16 protein-coding genes are annotated in these 19075 nt (G+C 40.7%); 13 read left to right on the forward strand and 3 right to left on the reverse strand.

From position 1 onward, the window contains the following. Nucleotides 1-99 precede the first annotated feature (99 nt). The 3 genes from AAGC65_RS00130 (at nucleotide 100) to AAGC65_RS00140 (ending at nucleotide 2711) form a co-directional block, all read left to right on the forward strand. A complete protein-coding gene (locus AAGC65_RS00130) occupies nucleotides 100-804 on the forward strand; it encodes a DUF1080 domain-containing protein (protein WP_343110364.1) in 705 nt (234 codons plus the stop codon). Between the two features lie 77 nt (nucleotides 805-881). Then, a complete protein-coding gene (locus tag AAGC65_RS00135; protein ID WP_343110365.1) occupies nucleotides 882-2228 on the forward strand; it encodes a Gfo/Idh/MocA family oxidoreductase in 1347 nt (448 codons plus the stop codon). A gap of 27 nt (nucleotides 2229-2255) precedes the next feature. After that, nucleotides 2256-2711, forward strand: coding sequence for a cupin domain-containing protein (locus tag AAGC65_RS00140; RefSeq protein ID WP_343110366.1), 456 nt, complete (start codon nucleotides 2256-2258; stop codon nucleotides 2709-2711). A gap of 101 nt (nucleotides 2712-2812) precedes the next feature. Here the strand turns inward: AAGC65_RS00140 and AAGC65_RS00145 are convergent, their stop codons facing one another. Beyond that, nucleotides 2813-4237, reverse strand: coding sequence for a PLP-dependent aminotransferase family protein (locus AAGC65_RS00145; protein ID WP_343110367.1), 1425 nt, complete (start codon nucleotides 4235-4237; stop codon nucleotides 2813-2815). A 51-nt stretch (nucleotides 4238-4288) separates the two neighbouring features. Here AAGC65_RS00145 and AAGC65_RS00150 point away from each other — a divergent pair, with 51 nt between their 5' ends. From AAGC65_RS00150 to AAGC65_RS00165, 4 genes are all read left to right on the forward strand, one after another. After that, complete coding sequence (locus AAGC65_RS00150) at nucleotides 4289-5236, forward strand: DMT family transporter (RefSeq protein ID WP_343110368.1); 948 nt, start codon at nucleotides 4289-4291, stop codon at nucleotides 5234-5236. 353 nt (nucleotides 5237-5589) lie between these two features. Next, nucleotides 5590-6678, forward strand: coding sequence for a nickel-binding protein (locus tag AAGC65_RS00155; protein ID WP_343110369.1), 1089 nt, complete (start codon nucleotides 5590-5592; stop codon nucleotides 6676-6678). A gap of 194 nt (nucleotides 6679-6872) precedes the next feature. Next, nucleotides 6873-8270 carry an FAD-binding oxidoreductase gene (locus tag AAGC65_RS00160; protein ID WP_343110370.1) on the forward strand — a complete coding sequence of 466 codons (1398 nt, stop codon included), beginning with the start codon at nucleotides 6873-6875 and terminating at the stop codon, nucleotides 8268-8270. A gap of 187 nt (nucleotides 8271-8457) precedes the next feature. Next, nucleotides 8458-9978 carry a glycosyl hydrolase family 28 protein gene (locus AAGC65_RS00165; RefSeq protein WP_343110371.1) on the forward strand — a complete coding sequence of 507 codons (1521 nt, stop codon included), beginning with the start codon at nucleotides 8458-8460 and terminating at the stop codon, nucleotides 9976-9978. Between the two features lie 77 nt (nucleotides 9979-10055). On the opposite strand, the gene AAGC65_RS00170 is transcribed toward AAGC65_RS00165, so the two are convergent. Further along, on the reverse strand, nucleotides 10056-11495 hold the full coding sequence (locus tag AAGC65_RS00170) for a fimbrillin family protein (RefSeq protein WP_343110372.1): 1440 nt from the start codon (nucleotides 11493-11495) through the stop codon (nucleotides 10056-10058). 20 nt (nucleotides 11496-11515) lie between these two features. Then, nucleotides 11516-13162, reverse strand: coding sequence for a fimbrillin family protein (locus AAGC65_RS00175; protein WP_343110373.1), 1647 nt, complete (start codon nucleotides 13160-13162; stop codon nucleotides 11516-11518). 449 nt (nucleotides 13163-13611) lie between these two features. Between AAGC65_RS00175 and AAGC65_RS00180 the strand changes: the two genes are divergently transcribed. The 6 genes from AAGC65_RS00180 to kdpA all read left to right on the forward strand — a co-directional run bounded on the left by AAGC65_RS00180 (nucleotide 13612) and on the right by kdpA (nucleotide 19074). Continuing rightward, the gene (locus AAGC65_RS00180) at nucleotides 13612-14742 is read left to right on the forward strand and encodes a clostripain-related cysteine peptidase (protein WP_343110374.1); all 1131 of its coding nucleotides are present in this window, start codon (nucleotides 13612-13614) and stop codon (nucleotides 14740-14742) included. 291 nt (nucleotides 14743-15033) lie between these two features. Beyond that, nucleotides 15034-16020: a glycerophosphodiester phosphodiesterase family protein gene (locus AAGC65_RS00185; protein ID WP_343110375.1), complete on the forward strand. Its 987-nt coding sequence runs from the start codon at nucleotides 15034-15036 to the stop codon at nucleotides 16018-16020. Between the two features lie 100 nt (nucleotides 16021-16120). After that, the gene (locus tag AAGC65_RS00190) at nucleotides 16121-16291 is read left to right on the forward strand and encodes a hypothetical protein (RefSeq protein ID WP_343110376.1); all 171 of its coding nucleotides are present in this window, start codon (nucleotides 16121-16123) and stop codon (nucleotides 16289-16291) included. Between the two features lie 99 nt (nucleotides 16292-16390). Then, nucleotides 16391-16588, forward strand: a complete 198-nt coding sequence (locus tag AAGC65_RS00195) for a LytTR family DNA-binding domain-containing protein (protein WP_343110452.1) — start codon at nucleotides 16391-16393, stop codon at nucleotides 16586-16588. 686 nt (nucleotides 16589-17274) lie between these two features. Next, nucleotides 17275-17352, forward strand: coding sequence for a K(+)-transporting ATPase subunit F (gene kdpF / locus AAGC65_RS26150; protein ID WP_407940649.1), 78 nt, complete (start codon nucleotides 17275-17277; stop codon nucleotides 17350-17352). Between the two features lie 6 nt (nucleotides 17353-17358). Then, nucleotides 17359-19074: a potassium-transporting ATPase subunit KdpA gene (kdpA, locus tag AAGC65_RS00200; protein ID WP_343110377.1), complete on the forward strand. Its 1716-nt coding sequence runs from the start codon at nucleotides 17359-17361 to the stop codon at nucleotides 19072-19074. Nucleotide 19075: the final 1 nt, after the last annotated feature.

Consider the following 19075-nt stretch of genomic DNA (forward strand, 5'->3'; position numbering starts at 1 on the left):
CCAATCCCGACAACTGTAATGCAATCCAATCCGGGTAAGATCATTCAAAACAAAGGATACACACAATTTTAATTAAAAACTAAACAGAAAACCATGAATATGAAAAAACACCTATTGCTTTTAACGGCGGGTTTCTTTTGCTGTATTATTTCAGTAAAAGCACAGCTGCCATCATTAACTAAAAAGGAAATTAAAAATGGCTGGGTATTATTGTTTGACGGAAAAACGTTTGACGGCTGGCAAAAAGCAAATGGTACTCCGTTTAACGGAAAAGGTTGGAAGATAGAAGATGGCGTTTTAAGCACCAACCCACAAGATGGGCATGGTGGCGATATTGTAACCACAAAAGAATTTTCGGATTTTGAGTTTTCCCTCGATTTTAAACTGGAGGAAGGAACCAATAGCGGTATCAAATATTGCCTGATTAAAAACACTTCTTTGGGTTGCGAGTATCAGATTATCGACGATGCCCGCCATCCCGATGCAAAGCTGGGTATAAATGGCAATCGTCGTTTGGCTGCCTTATATGATATTATGCCGCCGGATACTACAGCCAAAAAAGCTAAACCATTGGGTGAATGGAACAATGTCCGTATCATTTCAAAAGGCAAACATGTTGAACATTGGCTTAACGGCAAAAAGGTTTTAGCGTATGAGCGCGGGAGCGATGACTTTAAGAAACATATAGCCGAAAGTAAGTTCAAAGACCAAAAAGGTTTTGCCGAAGCGACACAATCATCCATCCTTTTGCAGGAGCATGGAGATGTGATTCACTACAGAAATGTAAAGATCAGGGTATTGTAATTTAAAAAACTCATAGTTGTGTCAATGATGCTGTGTCAAACCGCATCATTGATTAATTTATTCTTCAATTATAAACAATGGAAAAAAGACGTGAATTTATTAAAAAAATGGCTGTAACCACAGCTGGTCTTGCAATTGGTGATAAAGTATTTAGCTTTTCAGCCAAAAGCTATAAAAGGATCATCGGTGCTAACGATAGGATACATGTGGCCATTATTGGCTTAAATGGTCGTGGCAGCAGTATGTCAGGTACCTTTGCCCGCCAAAAAAATCTGGAAATAAATACGGTATGTGATGTAGATTCAAGAACCATACCTAAAATTCAGCAAAAGGTAGTCGCGGCTGGTCAAGCCACTGCTCCTAAGGGTGAGAAGGATTGCCGCAAAGTATTACAGGATAAAAATATTGATGCCATTTATATTGCCACACCAGATCATTGGCATGCGCCATTAACCATTATGGGATGTCAGGCAGGTAAGCATGTATATGTAGAAAAACCGGTAAGCCATAATCCTCATGAAGGTGAGTTGGCTGTGGCCGCGGCGCGTAAATATGATCGTATCGTACAGATGGGGGCGCAACGTCGCTCGTCGCCGGCAATGATACAGTGTATTGAAGAATTGCACGGTGGAGTTATAGGTCGTCTTTATTTAGCTAAAGCATGGTATACCAATAATCGCAAGGCAAATTACCTAAAACCGGGGACTGTGCCTGATTGGTTGGATTATGATTTGTGGCAAGGGCCTGCACCACGTACACCATACCAGGATGGCCTGATCCATTATAACTGGCACTGGTTCTGGAATTGGGGAACCGGTGAGGCTTTAAATAACGGAACCCATGAAGTTGATGTGGCCCGTTGGGGATTAGGTGTTGACTTCCCAACCCGTGTGAGCTCAATAGGTGGTAGATATCAATTTAAAGATGATTGGCAAACACCGGATACACAAATTGTAGCTATGGATTATCCGGGCAGGGTATCCCTAATGTGGGAAAACAGGAGTTCCAACGGCCGGAAGATTGAAGGAGCAGATCGTGGTGTTATATTTTACGGCGAAAATGGCAGTCTGGACACAGATGGTGAGTATTATACTATTTATGATTTGAGCTGTAAACTGGTTAAACAAGTAAAATCTGCCGCTCCGCAAAGTGAAGTTGATGGCCGTAACACAGCCAGCCCAAGCTTGGGGATGGATAGCATGCACGTGGCTAATTTTTTGGATTCCATCCGTAACAACCGTAGGCCAAACTGCGATGTAGAGTTAGGTTACCGAAGTGTGGTAGCCATGCAATTGGGCAACATTTCCTGGCGTGTAGGTCGTGATCTTCATCTTGATCCTAAGAATGGTCATATTTTGAATGATCCGGAAGCACAAAAACTTTGGAGCAGGACGTATGAGCCAGGTTGGGAACCTAAGGTATAGTGTCAATTATAAATTAATCTGAGAATTATGATAACCAAAAGAGATCTAAGCCTTGTGGTCATAACCGCGCTGGTGATGTGTATCCCTGTAGCCATTTTGGCTCATAAAATTAACGATCAACCAACATTGAAGGCAGCGGCTTACGACTGGAAGGATATTAAAGTAATCCCAACAGCCAAAGGCGAGCGGAGAGATGTATTTAATGCCCCAACAGAAACCCTTGATCAGCTGGAGCTTCATATTACTACCTTGAACCCGGGCGATTCTTCGCATGCCCCTCATCATCATCCTAATGAAGAAATGATCATCATTAAAGAGGGAAATGTGAGCGCAATGGTTGCCGGTGAATGGAAACAGGTTGGTCCCGGATCAATTGTTTACGAGGCTGCGAACACTTTGCATGCCATTAAAAATACAGGTAGTACACGCACTACTTACTATGCGCTGCAATGGAAGACCGCTAAAACAGGTAAAGCGAATTAATCTTCAAAAAGATAGGCGCTAAATGATTATTGAAAAACCTGGTACCGTAAGGTGCCGGGTTTTTTTATGAAAGTCATCAGGTTCATTAGAGAGTTTTAGCTTTACTTTCTGACATAGTTTGTTCCGGCAAGTTTTCCAATCTGTTTCAGTTTTAGATTTAATTCTTCTGTCCAGGGCAATCCAATACATAGCCGCAGGCAGTTTTCAAATTGATCCTGCAAGGTAAACATCCTTCCCGGTGCAATACTAATGCCTTGCTTTATAGCCAGATCATAGAGTTTTACCGTATTAATGTTTTTATCAACTTCTATCCAAAGGGTAAGCCCTCCCTGTGGACGGGTGATCTTCGTTCCTTCTGGAAAATATTCAGCCACAGCACGAATATAGTTTTGACAATTGCTCTCTAAAATGCGTCTGAATTGTCGCAGATGGGTTTCATATTTACCTGTTTTTAAAAAATTAGCAACGGCTTCCTGTACAATAGAAGTTGAAGAAATTACATGAACCAATTTCTGTTTCATTATTTTTTCCTTGTATTTGCCTGGAGCTATCCAACCTACCCGGTAACCGGGCGCCAACGTTTTTGAAACTGAACTACACCATACCACATTCCCGTCAGTATCAAATGCTTTACAACATTTTGGCCGCTGTGAGCCAAAATAAATATCGCCATATACGTCGTCTTCTATAAGAGGAATATTGTTTTTAGCCAACAAGGCTACAACAGATTTTTTATTTTCCTCGGGCATGCAACTGCCCAGTGGGGTGTTAAAATTAGGGATCAACAGGCAAATATCAATTTTGGGTATAGCCTTTTTCAGATCTTCTATTTCAATACCCGTAACCGGATGTGTGGGCAATTCCAACACTTTTAATCCGAGACTTACAGCTAATTGCAAGATCCCGGGATAACATGGGCTTTCGATAGCGATGGTATCACCTGGTTTGCTCAAGGCCATTAAACAGAAAGAAAGTGCCTCCATACCTCCGCCGGTTGTAATAAGATCGTCTTCGTGCAGGTTGCCACCCCAACTTAGGGAACGAACGGCAATCATTCGTCTTAAATTGATATTTCCCTGTACTAATTCATAGGATGTACCCGCGTCTTTTAATGTTCGGTTAGCATGAATAATTTCTTTTTTCAATTTAGCCACCGGCAATAAAGCTCCTGATGGGGCGGCTATAGATAAAAGTGTAAGATCATTTCGACCCATATTGGCATAAACCTTACTCAGTAGTTCATTAGGTTCATGCTCATTAGCAACAGCCGAAGGTCGGCTAACATCCGGCAACGGTAATTCACGATAGGTTTGTTTTCTGACAAAATATCCTGATTGCGGCTTTGAATCAATGAGCGATTGCGCCTCCAGTTCAATGAATACCCTTTTGGCGGTATTCATGCCAACACTATGCTCCTGACAAAGTGTTCTTACAGAAGGCAAACGGTCTCCTGGCTTCAAAACACCATTTCTGATTTGATTGGCAATACCGTTGGTTATTTCATTATACAGAAAATCTTTCCCCATATTACAAATATAACTGTGTCTATTTAAATATCAAAAACTGATACTGTATTTATGAGAATGTTCGGTCTACATTTGATTTTAGATTTTAAAAATTGTGATATGATGAATAACAAATCAATTTCTAATAAGTCGGAACAAAATTTAAACGGCTGGATCAATGGTTTTATCGCGGTGTTATTTTTTAGCGGCTCTATGCCGGCAACAAAGGCTGCTGTTATGGACATGTCGCCACTTTTTGTAACGGTTACCCGCGCAGGTGGTGCAGGTTTGCTTGCACTTTGCGCGCTTTTGCTCTTCAAAGAAAAGCGTCCTCAAAAAGCGCAACTTGGTTCATTAGTTATTGTAGCGATGGGGGCAGTAATAGGATTTCCGCTGTTAAGTGCACTGGCATTACAATATATCACTTCTGCACATTCGCTGGTGTTTATGGGGATGCTGCCGCTTGCTACAGCAGTATTTGGAATGATACGTGGAGGGGAGCGACCTCATCCAATGTTTTGGTTGTTTGCGATTTTAGGAAGCTTGCTCGTAGTTGGTTATGCCATTAGTCAGAATGTTTCTGCATCTCCTGTTGGCGATTTGTTAATGCTGCTTGCCATTATCGTATGTGGGCTTGGTTACGCCGAAGGTGCAAAACTTTCAAAGGAGCTTGGAGGCTGGCAGGTGATTTCCTGGGCATTGGTGTTATCTATGCCTTTAACAATTCCTTTGATGATATTTTTGCGCCCAGCGTCGTTTGCCAATATTGGTTCCGGCGCATGGATTGGTCTGGCTTATGTTTCTGTATTCAGTATGCTAATTGGTTTTGTATTCTGGTATCGTGGTTTAGCCCAGGGAGGTATTGCAGCTGTAGGACAATTACAGTTATTACAGCCGTTTTTTGGTTTGGCCCTTGCAGCAGGCTTATTACATGAGCAGGTAAGTATGGGAATGGTAGGTATTACTGTTTGTGTAATTCTGTGTGTTGCAGGTTCCAGAAAACTTGCAGTACAGCGGTAGTAAATATGTGCCTTAAACTAAAAATAAAGCCACGTTGTCAATAGTGAGGCTTGATTAGCTTATATAAAAAATCGATCGATATTTTAATTTGCGCTCATAACAACTTAGTTACAGCAGTTTGCTAATCGCTTTTCTTTACAGTTTTACTCAAAATTTTACTCGTTTTTTTTCACTTATCCGATCAATAAATAAAACACTAAGCTAAACAAGGTTAAAAAACCAGAATTATAGTTAAGTATTTGATTTATAAAGTATAGTGGTAGGCGTTGGGTATTGAACAAACTAACAAAAAAACATATTTTTGATATGTATTATTCCTAATCTGTTTAAACCAAGTACTTAACCATCTTGCTATGCCAATTTTTATGGACCGACATGATGTTTCCGAAGCGGTAACAGCAGAAATTGTAGCACAAATACATCAGGAAGACCTGAAGATCCAGAATCAATTTGACTGCAGGGGGTTAACTTATTGGTTTGATGACCAAAGAAAAACAGCTTTTTGTTTAATAGAAGCACCGGATACGAACGCCATCAAAAAGATGCATGAGCAAGCGCATGGTGATGTGCCTCATAGGATTATAGAAGTTGACCCAAATGTAGTAGAATCATTTTTAGGCCGGATTGAAGATCCGGTAAATACCCAAAATACAACATTAAATATTATAGATGATCCTGCTTTCAGAATCATCATGATCATAACTTTTGATGGATTCGTAGTAGCTTCAAAATCAGCTCAGTTTAAAGAATCACTGTATCATTACCACAATGAAATTTTGGAGGTGTTAAAATTATATGAAGGAAGTGTTGTTAAAGAGAATGAAAAATATTTTCTGGTTTCCTTTAAATCAGTTACTAACGCAGTGCGGGCTGCAACCGAAAGCCAGTTACTATACAATAGTTTTTCGGAAAAAATGCGCGACAGTTTTAAGCTGAAAATAGGATTAAGCGCTGGGGTACCTGTTGCGGAAAAGAATTTAATTTTTGAAGAAGCTATCAAATTAGCCGAACGAATGTGTAGGGTTATTCAAGGGCAGGTCATAGCGTCATCTGACGTAACAGAGCTGTATAATAGTGAAAATGTGAGCACATTAAATCAAGACGTTATGAATTGCTTGACAAAGCCCGATGAGCAATTTTTAACCCGGTTAATGGATTATCTTGAAACTACATGGAATAATACTAATTTCAAAGTAGATGATTTTAGTAAGCCTGTAGGGTTTAGCAAATCACAGTTATATCGTAAGTTGGTCTCACTCACCGGCAAATCGCCAAACAGCTTCATTAAAGAATATCGGTTAGATGAGGCTTTAATATTATTAAACAAGGGCATCTGGAATGTTTCAGAAATTGCTTTTGAAACAGGGTTTACCAGTCCCTCATATTTCTCCAAATGTTTTCAGAAAAGATACAACTGTCAGCCTTCCAGTTATTTAAATTGATGATCAGGAGAATTAGTTGAATCAAAATTACTGGTTTTTGAACTAAAAGTAATAGTTGTAGATTTTGTTTGCATGTAGTTTTGAAAGAAAATAAACCTGATAAAATTACTTAGAGGAATAACTGGTTAAAGCCTATACCGATAAGAACTTTTGTTAGGGATAACCAAATTCTTTTAATCTTTAAATGCAATAGTATGTCAGTTTTTGTGAAGGACTTGAGTCCGGCTGTTATTGAAAAATTCACCCGAGAATTTAAAGGTGAAATTATTCTTCCTCAGAACCCTAATTATGACGAGGTTCGTAAAGTGTACAATGCCATGATCAATAAACATCCCGGAATGATTGTCAAATGTAGGGATGTAAGCGATGTTGTAAAGGCTGTCAATTTTGCCCGGAAAAATGATCTTTTACTTGCCGTTAGGGGCGGAGGACACAATGGCGGAGGCTTGGGCTTGTGTGATAATGGTTTAGTTATTGACCTTTCAGGAATAAAATTTGTAGAGGTTAATGCAGATGAAAAGACCGTTCGTGTGGGAGGAGGAAACGTTTGGGCCGAAGTTGATGCGGTTACCCACCAGTTTGGTCTTGCTGTGCCTGCCGGCATCATATCTACCACCGGTGTAGGCGGCCTAACCCTTGGCGGGGGAATTGGATACCTTGCAAGAAAACATGGGCTTACAATTGATAATTTGCTGGAAGCTGAAATGGTTTTAGCAAACGGAGAAGTAGTTACTGTAAATGCCAATAAAAACCCGGATCTGTTTTGGGCTATCCGGGGTGGTGGCGGTAATTTCGGAATAGTTACTTCATTTAAATTTCAGGCCCATAAAGTTAAAAATGTTTTTGGAGGCCCTACACTCTGGCCAATTGAAAAAACAGAAGAGATCATGGAATGGTATCATAATTTTATTCATAATGCGCCTGATGAGTTTAATGGGTTTGTAGCTACACTTACTATCCCGGGCCCGCCTTTTCCGGAAGAACTTCATCATAAACAGTTTTGCGGGATTGTATGGTGCTATTCGGGTGATTTGGAAAAGGCAGAGGAAGCATTTAAACCCGTGCTTGCCATGAACCCAATATTTCAACATTTGGGCGAAATGCCATACCCGGCCATTCAACAAATGTTTGATGGGATGTTGCCTCCGGGTTTGCAATGGTATTGGCGGGCTGATTTCTATAATGATATCAGTGCAGAGGCAAGAGCTAAGCACTTAGAATTTGGATCGACCATACCAACGCCGCTTTCTCAAATGCACATGTATCCGCTAAGCGGCGCTGCCGCGCGTGTTGGAAGTGATGCTACAGCATGGGCATTCAGAGATGCAAAATACGCCGGAGTGATCATAGGCGTTGATCCTGACCCTGCAAATGCCGAAAAAATAACTGATTGGTGTAAAAAATATTGGCAAGCATTGCATCCATTTTCTGCCGGTGGCGCTTATCTCAATTTTATTATGAATGAGGGACAAGACCGCGTAAAAGAAAGTTACAGGGGTAATTATGAACGTTTAACAAAAATTAAACTAAAGTACGATCCAACTAACTTTTTCAGGGTAAATCAAAATATTTTGCCTGCGCAAAGTAATTAATGGCTCCATACTTAATTTACCTGCAAGCGATCTGCAAAAATTGGCTTGGAATTTAATGTTATTAGTTAATTTGTGTCCCAAAATCGTTAGCTTATTTCAATTGATTGTTTAGATGGTTTTATACTCAACAGTGTGTATAAAAGTGATCCTCACATTTGATTATTCAGGCAACGTCAATTTGTGAAATATGAAATTTTTAACATTATTAGTTTTAATTGGCCTCGCATTACCTGCCAAAAGTAAAAACTTCAACATCATTGATTATGGTGCCAAAGCTGATGGTAAAACCGTAAACACAAAAGCAATCCAAAAGGCCATTGATGCTGCCGCTGTAAACGGTGGTAAAGTGATTATTCCTGCGGGTAAATTTGTTACTGGTGTTATTTATCTCAAATCAAACACAGAACTGCATTTTGAAAAAAATGCAGTTCTGTTGGCAACTACTAAACGAGTAGATTATGGACTGGGAAAAGCTTCGGCCCTGATAGTAGCTAATAAAGCAAGCCATATTAGTTTAACGGGTTACGGAACTATAAACGGACAGGCTGCTCTTTTATTAAAAGACCTTTATGCAGTGATCAAGAGTGGGATCATCAAAGACAAAGAATGGCAAACCTACAACGACTGGCATCAAATGCGCCCTGAGGAGGATAACCGGCCAGTGCTTATTCATTTTACTGATTGTAAGGATATCACCATTAAATCAATCACGATAAGGGATGGTCTTGACTGGATACAGAATTATACGAATTGTACCGACATGACCATAGACAGTATAAAGGTGATCAGCAATACCTTTTTGAATAATGATGGTATAGACCTGGTAGATTGCAAAAACGTGAGGCTAACAAATAGCTTTTTTAATGTAGCTGATGATGGAATATGCCTTAAATCATCTGATCCGAAAGGTGCTTGTGAAAAAATTTATGTAGCAAATTGTAAGATACGCTCCAGTGCAAGTGCGTTTAAACTGGGTACCGCTTCGCATGGTGGATTTAAAAACATACAGGTACGCGATATTGAGGTTTATGATACCTATCGCTCTGCAATAGCCATTGAAAGTGTTGACGGGGCCGACATTGAAGGTATCGACATCCGTAATGTAAACGCTAAAAATACAGGTAATGCCCTGTTTATCCGTTTGGGTAAACGACAAAAAAACGTTTCTGTAGGGAAGTTAGCCAATGTATACATTGAGAATGTAAATGTACAGATACCAATAAAAAAGCCTGACGCTGGTTATTCGATGGAAGGACCGCCAAGTTTGTTTGCTCATAATATTTTTCCTGCATCTATCTGCGGAATACCGGGTTACCCGGTACAAGGAGTTACGCTAAATCATATTAATATTACTTATGGCGGTGGTGCCAACAAAAAGAAGGCATATTTTCCATTAGATTCATTAAGCAGTATTCCCGAAAAAATTGCTGATTATCCGGAATTTTCAATGTTTGGCGAGCTACCCGCATGGGGTTTTTATGTGCGACATGCCAAAGACATCAAGATGGAAAATATCCATATCAGCTATCAGGCCCCGGATTTCCGCACAGCTTGTATTTTTGATGATGTTGACGGATTGCAATTAAACAATTTTAAAGTTGATAAAAAGGAAAGTTTTCCGGTGCTTTTATTTAGTAAGGTGACTAAGAAGTCTCTGCAAAAAATACAGGTACCGGGTGATACGAGGCTTGCTATTAAAAGCAAATAATTTATTTGAATTAGTAATAAAAAAAGAGGTTGTGAAATTCACAACCTCTTTTTTTATATAGCTTAAATTTTGATCAATTATTTTACGCCAATAATTACCACATTGTCCAGGCGCATACCTAAGGTATTGGTAGCTGTCGATCCCATAAATTCTATGGTATTGGTAGCTGAAACCGGAATATTGCTTAATTCAACTGTTACAAATTTGTTATTGTCCGCATTGCTTAGCGGCCGGCTTGGTACAGTGATACTTGTGCCGTTCACCTTAACGCTAATTACATTTACGTCGCTGGTTGATGATGCCGATGCAGCATTCGGTGCCAGGTCATATTTAAGTTTCAGAGAAGTGTAGCCGGTTACCTGAATGCCCTCTATTTTTAGTGAAGCATCCTTGGTGGCAGGGAGCCATAAATGCACATTGTCAGGGTATGCACTGATAGTGCGCAAGTCTGCAGTACCAAAGCTGTCGCTAAAAGTCCAGCTTGGATTTGCCCAGCCGGTATAAGCTGCAACTTTAGGTTTAGTACTTGCTGAGCCGGTACCAAATGTTTCGGTATAGAGTACATCCTCTGTTCCTGTAGGCGGATTTGATAACGAGTCTTGTCCCACGGTGTAAGAACCAGATGGCACGTCGGTCCAATTGGTTATAGTAGCTGATATGGCTACAGCAACAGGCGTACCTGCCGTTCCATTCTTTAACTCAATAGAATAAGTGTATTTTTTACCCTGTTCATACTTGGTGCCTGAAGGCAAAGTCAGGTTGAACTTACCGGCCGGAAGGCTGAAAGTAACCACCTTACCGCTGGCATCTGCCGTTGGTATTAAGATAGCCTCGGCCAGTGCGGTGCCACCAGCTTGAGCAGTAGTCTTTGCATTGATATCAGCAGTTGAGGTTGTATTTGTTAATGTGCCACTTGCCAGATCCACGTTAGCTTTGGCAGTTTGCCCGCCGAGGCTTACTGCAAGGCCATTCAGATCGGTTACGCCAGCGCCTTTTGTAACTGTAAACTCAATTTTCGATAATTGATGAACAAAAACAAGATTAGCGATGCTACTGGTTTTACTCAAGCCGGTGGCATTATTAGAATAAAGCAGGTCTATCGCGCTTTGATTGGCTTGTTGTGTAACATCAACCGCATAGGTGTTATTTGTAAGTGCCTTTTTAAAAGGGTAATAAGCGATAAAGTCAACGGTTCCGTTATCCGGATAAAAGATGGTCTGATCTGTAGCTGACGCAGTGAACGCACCGTCACCGGTAGTTAAATAAGACTTATTTGCAGCCAGTACGTTGCTGAGGCCGGTGCCTGTCTTCATAAATACCCCGATGGTATCACCGGCATCCCATTGGTCATTTGAAGCTTTTGTTTTTATTTGACCATTAATGGCGGCGGTAAACTGTACGGCTTTAGATCCGCCTGGATTACCGCTATCGTGATTGTGGTTGTTGTCCTTTTTGCAGGAACTACCTAACACAATTAGCGATAGGGCAGTTGCCAACAGGATGTTTTGTTTTTTCATGTTTGGTTTGATGTATAAGTTTAATTCCAGATTGTATTATCGATAGTTGTTTTTGTGGCTTCAGGAAGTTTCGGGAAGAAAGTAAAGCCGGTTTCTTTTTCCAAATCACTTACGTTGATCCGGAAATTATTGTAAGTAATTACTGACGGAATAATCGCGTTATCAATCTTAAAACCGATAGTGTAATAAGTATCGCCTTTTTTAAGAGCTAAAGCTTTATAGTAATATTTCGGTATGGCCGCGCCTTTAGCATAATTGATGGTAGCATCGGTAGTTGTTTTGATAGATGCACCGGTAACCACATATAAAGTATCTCCTTTGCTCATCCATGAACGTACCTGCGACTCCAGATTTTCCCAAATACCTTGATTCATCGAGGATATTTGGGCTGTCATGTTGGTAAAATAAAAAGTTGTTTGGTTCAGAGCCACTGAGGCTGTGCGGTCTCCGCTTGGAATCTGATGCCCCCGGTCATATCCGTTACCGAAAGAACTGGTTAAGTCTACTTGCTGATTCTGAGGAAGCGATGGATCAAATGCCCACGCGTCGGTTCTGCCTGAGCTGCCGATGTATGACGCATGCAGGGGATAAGCCACCCAATAAGCCATTTTATAACGTTTGTCATAAAGCATAGCATAATCTCTTACGCTGGCATTGTTAGGTGAATTATGGAAAATGTAGGTCATATTGTTATCGGTAGTGATCAACGGGGTTTCCATATAGGCAGATGTTTGCGGAGGGTTTGTGCCTGTTGATTCCTGATCCAAAGAATAACTTCCTGAAGGTGTATCAGTCCAGTTAGCGATGGTTGCATTCAATGATGTTGCGATACCACTATTACCACCAGGTCCTTCTAACTCAACCTCGTAGCTATATTTCTTACCCTGTTCAAACTTGGTACCGGCAGGTAAGGCCCAGGTATAGGTTTTGGTACCCAATACAAAAATCACCTTTATGTTGGTTTCGTCTGTGGTAGGTAAAACAATAGCTTCTGATGTAGTTATACTATTTTGTGCATTGGTTTTAGCCTGGATATCAGCTGTCTGGCCCTGTCCGCTGAGCACTCCGGTAGCCAAATCAAAGTTGGCTGTAGTTTTTAAACCCGAGATGGTTGTTCTCAGGCCATTCAGGTCGGGGATGCCAACACCGTTTTTTACAGTAATTTGAATTTTAGATAATTGGTGTACAAAAACCAATTGTGCATTGCTGCTGTTTTTACTAAGCCCCATAGCATTATTAGCGTACATCAGGTCTGTAGCTGCCTGTAAACTCTGATCAGTTACGTTTACCGGATAGCTATTATTGGTTAAGCTTTGCTTGTAAGGGTAATAGGCAATGAAATCAACGCTGCTTCCATCTTCAGGATAAAAAATGGTCTGGTCTGCCGATGTGGCCGTGAATGTTCCATCCCCAGCGGTTGTATAAGATTTATTGGCGGCTAAAACATTGCTTAGGCCTGTACCGGTCTTCATGAATACACCAATAGCATCATTGGCCTCCCAGGTATCGTTTACCGCTTTGGTTTTGATTTGACCGCTAATGACAGATGAGAATTGAACTTCAGCATGGGGTGCTCCGGGTTCATCTCTTTTGTTGTCTTTCTTACACGCACTGATGAAGATCAAAAGCAGTGCAAAAGCAGAAATTAGTAAAGATTTAATACGCATATTTATTATTTAAAATTGATTGGCAGATTATTGATCTAAAGCAACAGAGACCGGACAAGCACGTAGGGGGAGGGCTGTGGTCTGATGAGATTTTAGATAAAGCTATCAGTTGTACCAAAAGTTAAAAGCTCAGGTTTACAAAGAAAGCCCCGGAATGTGGTTTTGAAGTTAAGCCGGTGACAAGGTTTTGTTAAGTTGATCATTGGTTTTTTAAGACGCTATTTTAGTTTTTCCAGGTTAAAATTGGGAATAGACGTAAGGAATGTAATTTTAAGTGGTTTTAAACAAGTAAGTATTGAAATGATAATAGTTAACAATTTGATAATAAAAATACTTTGTCAGCAGCGCTTAATTTTACAAAATGAGATTTCCATCTTGCCGGGCAGTAATAATAACTTAGGGTAAATGGTGCTTCATGATTCTTAATCAGGAAATAGTGGTTACCATCTATGAGACCTATTAAACGTAATTTTTCTCTTCTCTTCGTTCTGTTTTTTCTGTCGGTTCTATGTTCCTGCAAAAAGGAGAGAGCAATAAAAAAGCCCGTTGCAAAGATGGTGTTGGTATACATGGAAGCCAACAACGATTTGAGGTACGATGCGCTGAACAGTATCAATATGATGGAAAAAGGTGCAGCAGCATTGAATGGCACATTACTGGTTTATATCAAAACCAATAGTACTAATTCTTATCTTCTTAAAATCAAACCTGATGCGGATGAGAACAGGATTGTTAGTGATACAGTTAAAGTATTTAACAGCAGCAACCCCTCTGACGCAAATTTTCTTCATAATGTAGTTCAATATGCGCAAACGGAGTTTTCTGCACAAAGTTATGGACTGATCCTCTGGTCGCATGCCACTTCCTGGGCACCACCTTCCGGTCAGCTCAAAACCTTTTCATTCGGGGAGGATTCCGGTAAAGAAATGGATATCATCGATTTGAAGAATGCTTTACCTAATAATCTGGAGTTCCTGATTTTTGATGCATGCTCTATGGGAGGGGTAGAGGTGTTATATGAATTCAAAGACAAGGCCAAATATATCATCGCTTCTCCGACAGAGACCTTGTCAGAAAGTTTTCCTTATCAAAATATTGTTCCCTTGCTTTTTCAACCTTCAGATCAGCTAACTGCCATAGCCCAGGCATATTATGATCATTATAACAGCTTTACTGATGACCTTCGTTCAGCGAGTGTTGTGCTGGTTAAAACTGGGGAACTTGCCGGGCTGGCCTCACAAATGAAGGCTTTAATCCTCAGTCAAAAAAAATATGGCGACCAATTTATTAGTGTTGGTGTTCAGCGGTTGGACTATACTGCTAATTTTCCTGTCCCCAATTATGATTTTGGTGATTTTCTGAACCATAATTTCAGCGCTACGGACCTTACTGCGATTGATCAGCAGTTAGGCAAAGTCATTTTATATAAAGCCGCGACACCCAGCTTTTTAGGTGTACCGATCCGGACATTTTCCGGACTAACGAGTTATATCCCTTACCAGGATGATAAGAACCTGACCTATTATAAAAAACTGCAATGGTATACAAGTGCCGGGCTTTCCATTTTGTTTGATAAATAAGTTGAAAAGACGCTGTTGAAATCACCATTCATTGTAGGGGAAGATGGTTAAAATAGCTTGTTTTGAATTCTGTTTCGAGTTAACCTGATTTAGTACTGCACAGTGCCTGTTTTAAGTTCAGTTTCATTATAAATTTAATATTGTCTTAACCGGAGTAAAGCATTATGGATGATAGTTTCGCATCGTGAAAAATCACTATGATCCGGCGTTACCTAAACTGGTAAAAGATGATAACGAGTAAGTTTCGCCTGTTTGATTGGTCTGTCAAAAAACAACTAACAAAGTAAAATAATGAAAAAGACGATGATTATCATGACGGCCGCAGTATTCTCTGTCGGCATAGCTTTAGGTCAACAAAAACTTGATGTTCAGGGACATCGCGGCGGTATGGGCTTAATGCCCGAAAACACTATTGCTTCGATGATCAATGGTGTAAAAGTAGGAGCTAAAACGCTGGAGCTTGATGTGGTGATCTCCAAAGACGGTAAAGTAGTGGTATCTCATGATCCCTATATGTCGGCAGACATTATGTTGAAGCCGGACGGCTCGGAGATTACGAGAGAGGAGCAAATGAAGATGCCGCTTTATAGCATGACCTACGATAGCATTGCCCGCTTTGATGCCGGTACTAAACCACATCCCCATTTTCCGGAACAGGCAAGACTCAAGACTTATAAACCACTACTTACCGCGCTTATTGACAGTGTAGAGACTTATGTTAAAAAGAACAAACTGAAGCCGGTATACTATAACATTGAAACCAAATGTTCGCCCACCGGAGATGGTGTTTACAACCCTGCTCCGCAAGAGTTTGTTGATAAAATGATGGCGGTTTTACGCTCAAAAAAGTTAGGGAAACGCCTTACCATTCAGTCTTTTGATGTAAGAACATTACAAATATTACATAAAACCGATCCTAAAGTCAAATTGTCTTTGCTGGTATTCGGAAAAATGGATCCTTCTGTTGAACTCAAAAAAGTAGGCTTGACCGCAGAGGATGAAAAGAGAATCAAAGCTGCCATTGCTGCTTACGGTCAGGGAGGCATTGATGCTGATTTGAAGAAATTAGGTTTTACACCAGATGTTTACAGCCCTTATTTTACTTCTGTAGATAAGGAAATGGTAGAGAAGGCTCATGCCCTGAAAATGGAAGTACTTCCGTGGACTGTGGATGAAGTTAAGGACATGAAAGCACTGGGAGACCTCGGTGTAGACGGCATTATTTCCAATTATCCGGACCGTCTTGTGAAACTTTATGGAAATTATCAGGGAAAGTAACATAAAACTTAACCTCTAATCTGATCCTGTTAATCTAAGTAATATTAACTTTTCACGGGAGCTGAGCGATAATATAAGGTGTATTTTAACAAAAAAGGAGATGAACAAATTTGTTCATCTCCTTTTTTGTGGAGCCGATGGTAACCGGGACTGGCTGTTCAAGTTCCAGGATGAAGGCGTGAATAACTATGTGATGGATATGATCAGTTATGCAGGACTAAACCTGATGGGCAGTATGTTACTCTCTTATTACCAAATACAAAACAGTTGAAATCAAGATAAACAGAGCGGTTAGTATTTCCCAAAGGGTTCTTAGATTCCATGTCCACAGTGATGGATTTAAGCATGATGTTATTAGCACAAAAATGCCATATATGATACTACCTCCGAGGCAGAAGCTTTGTTGCCAGCTAATGGCTTCGTTCGGGTGCACCGTTCGTACATCGTATCGAAAGGAAAAATAACTAAGGTAGATAAAAGAAGTGTATGGCTGAATGACACAGAGATCCCTATTGGCCCATCATATGTAACCGAAATTGAAAAACTGCTAAAGTCAGCACCTAAATAAAGGCACAACAATAAATAACCAAATATTATTGAATTAGAAGAAAGAAGAATCATCACTTATTTAGCAAAAACTGTTCACAGCGGACAGCGATTGTGCCTGTAACAGAATGTGTTATTATATAAGGTCATGATCTTTTGGTCTCTGGTTTGAGCCCAAGTAGTTTTTAATTTTAGCTAAGTTTTGAACCTGCATTTAAAGCAAATTGAGGCGCTTTTTGGTTCGAACACAGTAAGATTAGCCTTATTGTAACTATAAACCCACTAAAAATGAGAGACTCTCTCATTTTTAGTGGGTTTTAACCATGTTTGGTTTGTGTTTTTTTACTATTTGACACAATGCAATATATTGATTGTTAGTATTTTGAATAGATAATAAATGCTTTTGTCCTGTTTTGGCTTCCCTTTTGGCATGCCCATGTCAAAAAGATAAAAATCATGTCAAAACTATTTATTACACAATCGCACGCTATTCCCAGAGATAAGCACAGGTATACCGTCAAAGATATTTGTGTTATCATCTTCGCCTGGCTTGTAGCTGCAGCGCTGGTTTATCTAACTTATCTCAAGGTCAAAGTCCTTTTCCATTAAATCTATTATTATGCTCACTCTGATCCTGATTGCGGCCGGGCTTGTATGTTTATGGCTCTTTTTCAAATCTGTTAATTATTTCGAAAACATCTAAAAATTATGCTCGCATTATTTATCATTTCGATAGCCGTGTTCATCTACATGGTTTATGTACTGCTTAAACCCGAAAAATTTTAATCCGCTATGAACACCGAAATTTTAGGGGTAATATTCAGTTACCTCCTTACACTTGTTATTGCCATTCCGCTTGGTATCTATATTGCCCGCATGTTCAGGGGCGATAAAACCTGGTCGGACTTTATGGCTCCTATAGAACGCCTGATCTTCCGATTCTGCCGCATCGATCCCAAAAGAGAGATGAACTGGAAACAACATTTATTCGCGTTACTTACCATCAATGCGCTATGGTTAATTTATGCATTCTTCGGTTTCCTGTTTCAGGGCCACTTGCCACTTAACCCCGATGGCAACCCAAACCAGACACCTGATCTTGCTTTTAACTCGGCTATTAGCTTCCTGGTAAATTGTAATCTGCAGGATTACTCAGGCGAAACCGGAGCAACCTATTTTACCCAGCATTTTGTGGTGATGTTCCTGCAGTTTGTATCAGCTGCTACCGGTATTGCCGCGCTGTTCATCTTGTTTAAAGCTTTCCGCGATAAAGTGACCGATAAACTGGGCAACTTCTGGGATTTTCTGGTTAAATCCATCACCCGTATTTTGCTGCCGCTTTCGGTAATCATGGCTGTTATCCTGGCCTTTAATGGAACACCGACAAGCTATAAAGGAAAAGATACCTTTATTAGCCTTCAGGGCGATACAGTTCACGTTTCACGTGGGCCTGCGGCTGCCATGATCGCTATCAAACATTTGGGAACCAACGGCGGCGGATGGTTTGGTGCAAATTCGGCCCACCCGTTGGAAAACCCCAATTATTTAACTAACGTGGTGGAAATTGCTGCTCAGGTCATCATTCCTGTCGCGTTGATATTTGCACTCGGCTTTTATCTCAACAAAAGAAAGTTCGCATACGTCATATTCGGCGTCATGACTATTGGTATGCTGCTGTTGTTAATTCCAACCATGCAGGCCGAGATGGGAGGCAACCCGGCTATTGCCAAAATGGGCGTGAGCCAGGCTACTGGCGCTATGGAAGGAAAGGAAGTACGGTTTGGGCCCGCTGCTACAGGTTATTGGAGCATCATGACCACCATTATATCTACAGGTTCCATCAACTCCATGCATGATAGTGCTATGCCCGTATCCGGTTTTATGATGATGATGGGTATGATGATCAACTGCTTTTACGGTGGTTGCGGCGTGGGGATACTCAACTTTTACATTTTTATCGTTATCGCGGTATTTATTTCCGGGTTGATGGTGGGCCGGACACCCGAATTTTTGGGGCGAAAGATTGAGGCGCGCGAAATGAAGATCGCCTCCATTATTGCCTTGCTGCACCCTTTTATAATCCTGGTGGGCACTGCGTTATCATCGTATGTGCTGGTGCATATGCCTAATGCCGATTGGGCGGTAAAACCCTCAACCTGGCTTAATAATCCGGGATACCACGGCTTTTCAGAAATGCTTTACCAGTATACATCATGTGCCGCCAATAATGGTTCAGGATTTGAGGGTTTGGGAGATAACAACATTTTCTGGAACGTAAGCGCAGGCTTTGTATTGATCTTGGGAAGGTTCCTCCCAATTATCGGTCCTGTGGCCATTGCTGGCTTATTGGCCAACAAAAAATATATTCCCGAGTCGGCCGGTACACTTAAAAGCGATACTGCAACTTTTGGCGTAATGGTGTTTGCCGTTATCGTGATTGTTGCCGCGCTGTCTTTTTTCCCATCACTGGCATTAGGGCCGATAGCAGAACATTTCTCCTTAAAATAAA

Origin of the sequence: Mucilaginibacter sp. (genome assembly GCF_039207105.1) — a bacterium.
GTDB lineage: Bacteria > Bacteroidota > Bacteroidia > Sphingobacteriales > Sphingobacteriaceae > Mucilaginibacter.

What these genes read in the sequence shown, in the direction of transcription:
- AAGC65_RS00150 (WP_343110368.1), top strand. Translation starts at nt 4,289, where the DNA reads ATGAGAATGTTCGGTCTACATTTGATTTTAGATTTTAAAAATTGTGAT.
- AAGC65_RS00155 (WP_343110369.1), top strand. Translation starts at nt 5,590, where the DNA reads ATGCCAATTTTTATGGACCGACATGATGTTTCCGAAGCGGTAACAGCA.
- AAGC65_RS00165 (WP_343110371.1), top strand. Translation starts at nt 8,458, where the DNA reads ATGAAATTTTTAACATTATTAGTTTTAATTGGCCTCGCATTACCTGCC.
- AAGC65_RS00160 (WP_343110370.1), top strand. Translation starts at nt 6,873, where the DNA reads ATGTCAGTTTTTGTGAAGGACTTGAGTCCGGCTGTTATTGAAAAATTC.
- AAGC65_RS00180 (WP_343110374.1), top strand. Translation starts at nt 13,612, where the DNA reads ATGAGACCTATTAAACGTAATTTTTCTCTTCTCTTCGTTCTGTTTTTT.
- kdpA (WP_343110377.1), top strand. Translation starts at nt 17,359, where the DNA reads ATGAACACCGAAATTTTAGGGGTAATATTCAGTTACCTCCTTACACTT.
- AAGC65_RS00170 (WP_343110372.1), bottom strand. Translation starts at nt 11,495, where the DNA reads ATGAAAAAACAAAACATCCTGTTGGCAACTGCCCTATCGCTAATTGTG.
- AAGC65_RS00140 (WP_343110366.1), top strand. Translation starts at nt 2,256, where the DNA reads ATGATAACCAAAAGAGATCTAAGCCTTGTGGTCATAACCGCGCTGGTG.
- kdpF (WP_407940649.1), top strand. Translation starts at nt 17,275, where the DNA reads ATGCTCGCATTATTTATCATTTCGATAGCCGTGTTCATCTACATGGTT.
- AAGC65_RS00190 (WP_343110376.1), top strand. Translation starts at nt 16,121, where the DNA reads ATGAACAAATTTGTTCATCTCCTTTTTTGTGGAGCCGATGGTAACCGG.
- AAGC65_RS00130 (WP_343110364.1), top strand. Translation starts at nt 100, where the DNA reads ATGAAAAAACACCTATTGCTTTTAACGGCGGGTTTCTTTTGCTGTATT.
- AAGC65_RS00145 (WP_343110367.1), bottom strand. Translation starts at nt 4,237, where the DNA reads ATGGGGAAAGATTTTCTGTATAATGAAATAACCAACGGTATTGCCAAT.
- AAGC65_RS00135 (WP_343110365.1), top strand. Translation starts at nt 882, where the DNA reads ATGGAAAAAAGACGTGAATTTATTAAAAAAATGGCTGTAACCACAGCT.
- AAGC65_RS00185 (WP_343110375.1), top strand. Translation starts at nt 15,034, where the DNA reads ATGAAAAAGACGATGATTATCATGACGGCCGCAGTATTCTCTGTCGGC.
- AAGC65_RS00175 (WP_343110373.1), bottom strand. Translation starts at nt 13,162, where the DNA reads ATGCGTATTAAATCTTTACTAATTTCTGCTTTTGCACTGCTTTTGATC.